Origin of the sequence: Pararhodobacter sp. (genome assembly GCF_034676075.1) — a bacterium.
In the GTDB taxonomy this organism is placed as follows: domain Bacteria; phylum Pseudomonadota; class Alphaproteobacteria; order Rhodobacterales; family Rhodobacteraceae; genus Pararhodobacter.
The window spans coordinates 1-5022 of record NZ_JAUCCQ010000187.1 but is presented as its reverse complement, the minus strand read 5'-3'; the positions used below and the strand labels follow the sequence as shown (position 1 = coordinate 5022).

General features: G+C 68.2%; 6 protein-coding genes. 4 read left to right on the top strand and 2 right to left on the bottom strand.

Annotated elements, in window-relative coordinates; genetic code table 11:
* Positions 1-835, bottom strand: an 835-nt coding sequence (coaBC, locus tag VDQ18_RS22740; RefSeq protein WP_323023139.1) for a bifunctional phosphopantothenoylcysteine decarboxylase/phosphopantothenate--cysteine ligase CoaBC, incomplete at its 3' end; no start/stop codon positions are given.
* 171 nt (positions 836-1006) lie between these two features.
* Complete coding sequence (gene metF / locus VDQ18_RS22735) at positions 1007-1876, bottom strand: methylenetetrahydrofolate reductase [NAD(P)H] (protein ID WP_323023138.1); 870 nt, start codon at positions 1874-1876, stop codon at positions 1007-1009.
* A 90-nt stretch (positions 1877-1966) separates the two neighbouring features.
* Between metF and VDQ18_RS22730 the strand changes: the two genes are divergently transcribed.
* The 4 genes from VDQ18_RS22730 (at position 1967) to VDQ18_RS22715 (ending at position 4872) form a co-directional block, all read left to right on the top strand.
* Positions 1967-2872 carry a LysR family transcriptional regulator gene (locus VDQ18_RS22730; protein WP_323023137.1) on the top strand — a complete coding sequence of 302 codons (906 nt, stop codon included), beginning with the start codon at positions 1967-1969 and terminating at the stop codon, positions 2870-2872.
* A 1-nt stretch (position 2873) separates the two neighbouring features.
* Positions 2874-3560 carry an NAD-dependent deacylase gene (locus VDQ18_RS22725; RefSeq protein ID WP_323023136.1) on the top strand — a complete coding sequence of 229 codons (687 nt, stop codon included), beginning with the start codon at positions 2874-2876 and terminating at the stop codon, positions 3558-3560.
* Positions 3561-3637: 77 nt separating this feature from the next.
* Entirely contained in the window at positions 3638-4477 is an 840-nt protein-coding gene (locus VDQ18_RS22720; protein ID WP_323023135.1) for a cyclase family protein, read from the top strand.
* Positions 4477-4872 (top strand): carboxymuconolactone decarboxylase family protein, encoded by a 396-nt coding sequence (locus VDQ18_RS22715; RefSeq protein WP_323023134.1) that lies wholly within the window; start codon positions 4477-4479, stop codon positions 4870-4872. Before VDQ18_RS22720 ends, VDQ18_RS22715 begins: the two co-directional genes overlap by 1 nt.
* Positions 4873-5022 lie beyond the last annotated feature (150 nt).

The following is a 5022-nucleotide window of genomic DNA, read 5'->3' as shown; positions in this document are numbered from 1 at the left end:
CCCGCCAATCGGCGACGGCGGCGGCGAAGACGGCGGCATCGGCGGGCAGCGCGGCGAGGGCGGCGGCCAGCATCTCGCGCGCGGATTCGATCTTTACCACCGTCACGCCCGGGGGCGGCGGGGTGGTGGCGGGGCCGGTGACGAAGGTCACACGGGCGCCGAGATCGCGCAGCGCGGCAGCGAGCGCGGTGCCTTGCTGGCCCGAGGAACGGTTGGCGATGTAGCGGACCGGGTCGATGGGTTCATGCGTCGGGCCCGAGGTCACGAGGACATGCTTGCCCTTCAGGGGGCCGTCGCTGAGCGCGGTCTGGATCGCGGCGAGGATCGCCCGAGGCTCGGCCATCCGGCCCGGGCCATGCTCGCCGCAGGCCATGTCGCCATGGTCGGGGCCTACAGTCAGGATGCCGTCAGCCAGCAGCGTCCTGAGGTTGCGCTGCGTGGCGGGATGCTCCCACATGCGGACGTTCATGGCGGGGGCGATCAGCACCCGCTTGTCGGTGGCCATCAGCAGGGTGGAAGCCAGGTCATTGGCCTGTCCGCCCGCCATCTTGGCCATCAGATCGGCCGTTGCGGGGGCCACGACCACCAGATCGGCGGCGCGAGAGAGCTGTATATGGCTCATCTCGGCCTCGGCCGTCAGATCGAACAGGTCCTGATGCAGCGGCTCACCCGCCAGCGCGGCGACCGAGAGGGGCGTCACGAACTCGGCCCCCGCCCGGGTCAGGACGGGCGCGACACTGGCGCCCACGCCTTTCAGCAGCCGGATCAGCTCCAGCGTCTTGTAGGCCGCGATGCCGCCGCCGATGATCAGAAGGATGCGCTTTCCGGCCAGCATGGGCGTCTCCGCTAGGACTGGCTCAGGTGTAGAAGCGGCGGCAGGGGATGGCAACCGGCCATGGTCGAGGCGACCGGCGCGCCGGGGCAGGCGGGTCAGAACCCACCCGCCCCGGCACCAAGACGACCGGCGGGCGCGCCTGCCCCCCGGTTGCCTGTCCTTCCGGCCCGTTCAGGCCACGTTCTGCAAGGCCACCTGCGGCTTGACCCCCAGCGCGAAACACACATCGCGCGTCAGATGCGCCTTGTTCAGCGTGTAGAAATGCAGGGCCGGTACGCCCTCTCCCAACAGCGTATCGCAAAGTTCGGTGCAGACGGCGGTCGCCAGCAGCTGCTCATGCCCGTCGCGCCCGGCCTTGACGAAGGCCTCGTCCAGCCAGCCCGGGATGGTGGCGCCGGTGGACTGGGCGAAGCGGCGGATGCCGGCCCAGCCCTCGATCGGAATGATGCCGGGGATGATCCGGGCGGCGTCGATGCCCGCCTTCTCGGCCCGGTCGCGGAACCGCAGGAAAGTCTCGGCCTCGAAGAAGAACTGGGTGATGGCGCTGTCCGCCCCCGCCTCGAATTTCTGCTTCAGCCATTTGATGTCGGCGGCCTCGTCGCGGGCCTCGGGGTGGCGTTCGGGATAGGCGCCGACGCGGATCTTGAAATTGCCGGTGTCCTTCAGCGCCGCGATCAGCTCCAGCGAGCTGGCGAAACCGTCGGGCCGGGCCGCGAAACCGCCCTGACCCTTGGGCGGATCGCCCCTCAGCGCCACCAGCTCGGTCACGCCCGCCGCCGCATAGCTCTCGGCAATCGCCAGCGTTTCGGCACGGGTGGCATCGACGCAGGTCAGATGCGCCGCGACGTTCAGGGTGAACTCGCGCCCGATGGTGGTGACGGCCTCATGGGTCAGCTGCCGGGTGGTGCCGCCCGCGCCATAGGTCACCGACACGAAGTCGGGCCTGAGCGGCGCCAGCATGCGCACGGTTTCCCACAGCCGGAAGCTGGCATCCAGCGTCTTGGGCGGGAAAAACTCGAACGAGATGCGCGGTGCGGGCATGATGGGGCTCCTTGTTGAGCCTCTTGTCGCATGCGCAGCATTGTGAGACAAATTCATTGTTTTCATCACGAACATGAGGCGGGCAGCATAATGCACCTGGAGTTCCGTCACCTCCGCACCATCCGCGCCATCCATCTGGCAGGCGGCGTGGCGCGCGCGGCCGATATCCTGAACATCACCCAATCGGCGCTGTCGCATCAGCTGAAAGGGCTGGAGGATCAGGCGGGGGTGGAGCTTTTCGCCCGCCGCACCAAGCCCCTGCGCCTGTCCGCCGCGGGCCTCAAGATGCTGAAACTGGCCGAGGAAGTCCTGCCCCGGGTCGAGGCGCTGGAAGAGGAATTCCGCGCCATGATCGCCGGAAAGATGGGCCGCCTGCACATCGCCATCGAATGCCACGCCTGTTTCGACTGGCTGTTCCCGGTGCTGGAACGCTTCCGCCACGCCTGGCCCGACGTGGACGTGGACATTCGCCCGAATCTCGCCTTCGCGGCGCTTTCGGCGCTGGCGCGCGAGGAGGTGGATCTGGTCATCTCCTCTGACCCCGAGGAAATGCCGGGCATCACCTTCACGCCGCTCTTCGATTACGAGCCGCGCTTCATCGCCTCCTCCCAGCATCCCCTTGCCGCCAAGCCCTTCATCGAGGCCGAGGATTTCCGCGACGAGGTGCTGCTGACCTATCCGATGGATCGCACGCGGCTCGACATCTTCACCGGTCTCCTGAACCCCGCAAGGGTGGAGCCCCGGCAGGTCCGCCCCATCGAACTGACGGCGGTGATCCTGCTGCTGGTGGCGTCCAATCGCGGGGTGGCGGTGCTGCCCGACTGGGTGCTGCGCGAGGTGAAATACTCGACCGATTACGTGACGAAGCCGGTGACGGAGGGGGGCCTCACCAAGCGCCTCTATGCCGCGACGCGCGAGGAGGACACGGTGAAGCCCTTCATGGCCCATTTCCTGCGGCTGGCGCGGACCGAGCCGGTCAAACTGCAACGGGCGTAAGATGAAGATCGTCATCCTCACCGGCGCCGGGATCTCGGCCGAAAGCGGGCTCGGCACCTTCCGCGACAAGGGCGGGCTCTGGACGCAATACGACCTGAACGAGGTGGCGACGCCCGAAGGCTTCGGGCGGAACCCCCAGCTGGTGACCGATTTCTACAACGCCCGCCGCGCCAATTGCGCCGGCGCCCAGCCCAACGCCGCCCACAACGCGCTGGCCCGGCTGGAGACGGCGCTGCCCGGGCAGGTGACGCTGATCACCCAGAACGTCGACGACCTGCACCAGCGGGCAGGCTCGCGGAATGTGATCCAGATGCACGGTGCGCTGATGTCGGCGCTTTGCGCCAGCTGCGGCCACCGCTGGCCCGCGCCCCCGGTCATGGCCGTGAAAGATTGCTGCCCCGCCTGCGGCCAGCCCCGCGCCCGCCCCGACGTGGTCTGGTTCGGCGAAATCCCCTACCACATGGAGGCCATCGCCGAGGCCGTCGAGACCTGCACCCATTTCGCCGCCATCGGCACCTCGGGCCAGGTCTATCCCGCCGCCGGCCTCGCCGCCGAGGCCCGCCGCAACGGCGCCCAGTGCACGGAACTGAACCTCGAACCCTCGGAGATCAGCCGCGTCTTCCAGACCTGCCGTTATGGTCCCGCCTCGCAGGTGGTGCCGGAATGGGTCGACTCGCTCCTCGATTGACCGAATCGCCCCCGGCCCGCAGTCTGAACCGATGAACCGCCCGGCGAACGGGGCGGCAGCAACCGGGAGATCAGACCATGTGCCATGCCTGCGTGATGGAAAGCGTGAAAGCGCGGATGCTGGGCGAGCCCCGCCTCGGCCGCCGTGACCTCTTCAAGGGGGCGCTGGGCCTCGCCGCCGCCAGCACCGTCGGCGCCGCCACCCTGCGCCCGGCGCCCGCCATGGCCCAGGTCCCGGGCGAGATGGCCGACATGACCCACACCCTGCACCCCGATTTCCCGACCTTCTTCGGCGCCCAGCAATTCTGGGAAGAGAGTCTTTTCACCTTCGCCGAACACGGCTTCAACCTGAAGGAACTCAGGGTCAACGAACATACCGGCACCCATGTCGACAGCCCGATGCATTTCTCGGCCGACGGCATGTCGGTGGATGAGATCCCGGTCGACAAGCTGATCGTGCCGCTGGCGGTGGTCGATATCCGGGCCCGCGCGGCCGAGGATGCCGACACCCAGCTCACCCCCGATGACCTCCGCGCCTGGATCAGCGCCAATGGCCCGCTGCCCGCCGGGGGCTGCGTGGCGATGAATTCGGGCTGGGCCTCGAAGATCGACACCCCCGCCTACCGCAACGCCGATGACGGCGGCGCCATGCATTTCCCGGGCTTTCATGTCGAGGCCGTGCAGATGCTGATGGAAGAGGCCGATATCGCCGGTATCGCCGTGGACACGCTGTCGCTGGATTACGGCATGTCCCCGGATTTCGCCACGCATTACGCTTGGTTGCCCTCGGGCCGCTGGGGCGTCGAATGCATCGCCAATCTCGATGCCGTGCCCGCGCTCGGCGCCACGCTGATCGTCGGCGCGCCGAAACACCGCCGCGGCACCGGCGGCCCGGCCCGCGTCTTCACGCTGTTCTGATGGCGACGCTCCCCCTGCTCACGGACGAGGCGGCGGATCCCGCCGCCCGCGCCGTCTTCGACGACATCCGCGCCAAGCGGCAGACCGACTACGTCAACAACTTCTGGCGTGCACTGGCCCATGATCCCGCGCTCTTGCAAGCGACTTGGGACCGCCTGCAACAGGTCATGGCCCCGGGTGCGCTGGATCCCTTGGTCAAGGAACTGATCTATGTCGCGGTCAGCGTGACGAATGGCTGCGCGTACTGCACCCATTCCCACACCGCCGCCGCCAGGGCCAAGGGCATGACCCCGGCGATGCACAGCGAACTTCTCGCCGTCATCGCCATGGCCGCCCAGACCAACGCCCTCGCCACCGCCCTGCAAGTCCCGACCGACGGCCGCTTCGAGGTCTGAGCTTCATTCTGCGGAAAATACGCACGGGGGTTTCCAAAGGGGGAGCGTGCTCCCCCTTTGGCGAGGGGAGCGCGAGGGGGCGAGCAGCCCCCTCGCTTCTCACACCGTGAGGATGGTCGATCCCGTGGTCTTGCGCGCCTCCAGCGCCTC

Coding starts and splice junctions, on each gene's coding strand:
- metF (WP_323023138.1), bottom strand. CDS start 1,876: ATGCCCGCACCGCGCATCTCGTTCGAGTTTTTCCCGCCCAAGACGCTG.
- VDQ18_RS22730 (WP_323023137.1), top strand. CDS start 1,967: ATGCACCTGGAGTTCCGTCACCTCCGCACCATCCGCGCCATCCATCTG.
- VDQ18_RS22725 (WP_323023136.1), top strand. CDS start 2,874: ATGAAGATCGTCATCCTCACCGGCGCCGGGATCTCGGCCGAAAGCGGG.
- VDQ18_RS22720 (WP_323023135.1), top strand. CDS start 3,638: ATGTGCCATGCCTGCGTGATGGAAAGCGTGAAAGCGCGGATGCTGGGC.
- VDQ18_RS22715 (WP_323023134.1), top strand. CDS start 4,477: ATGGCGACGCTCCCCCTGCTCACGGACGAGGCGGCGGATCCCGCCGCC.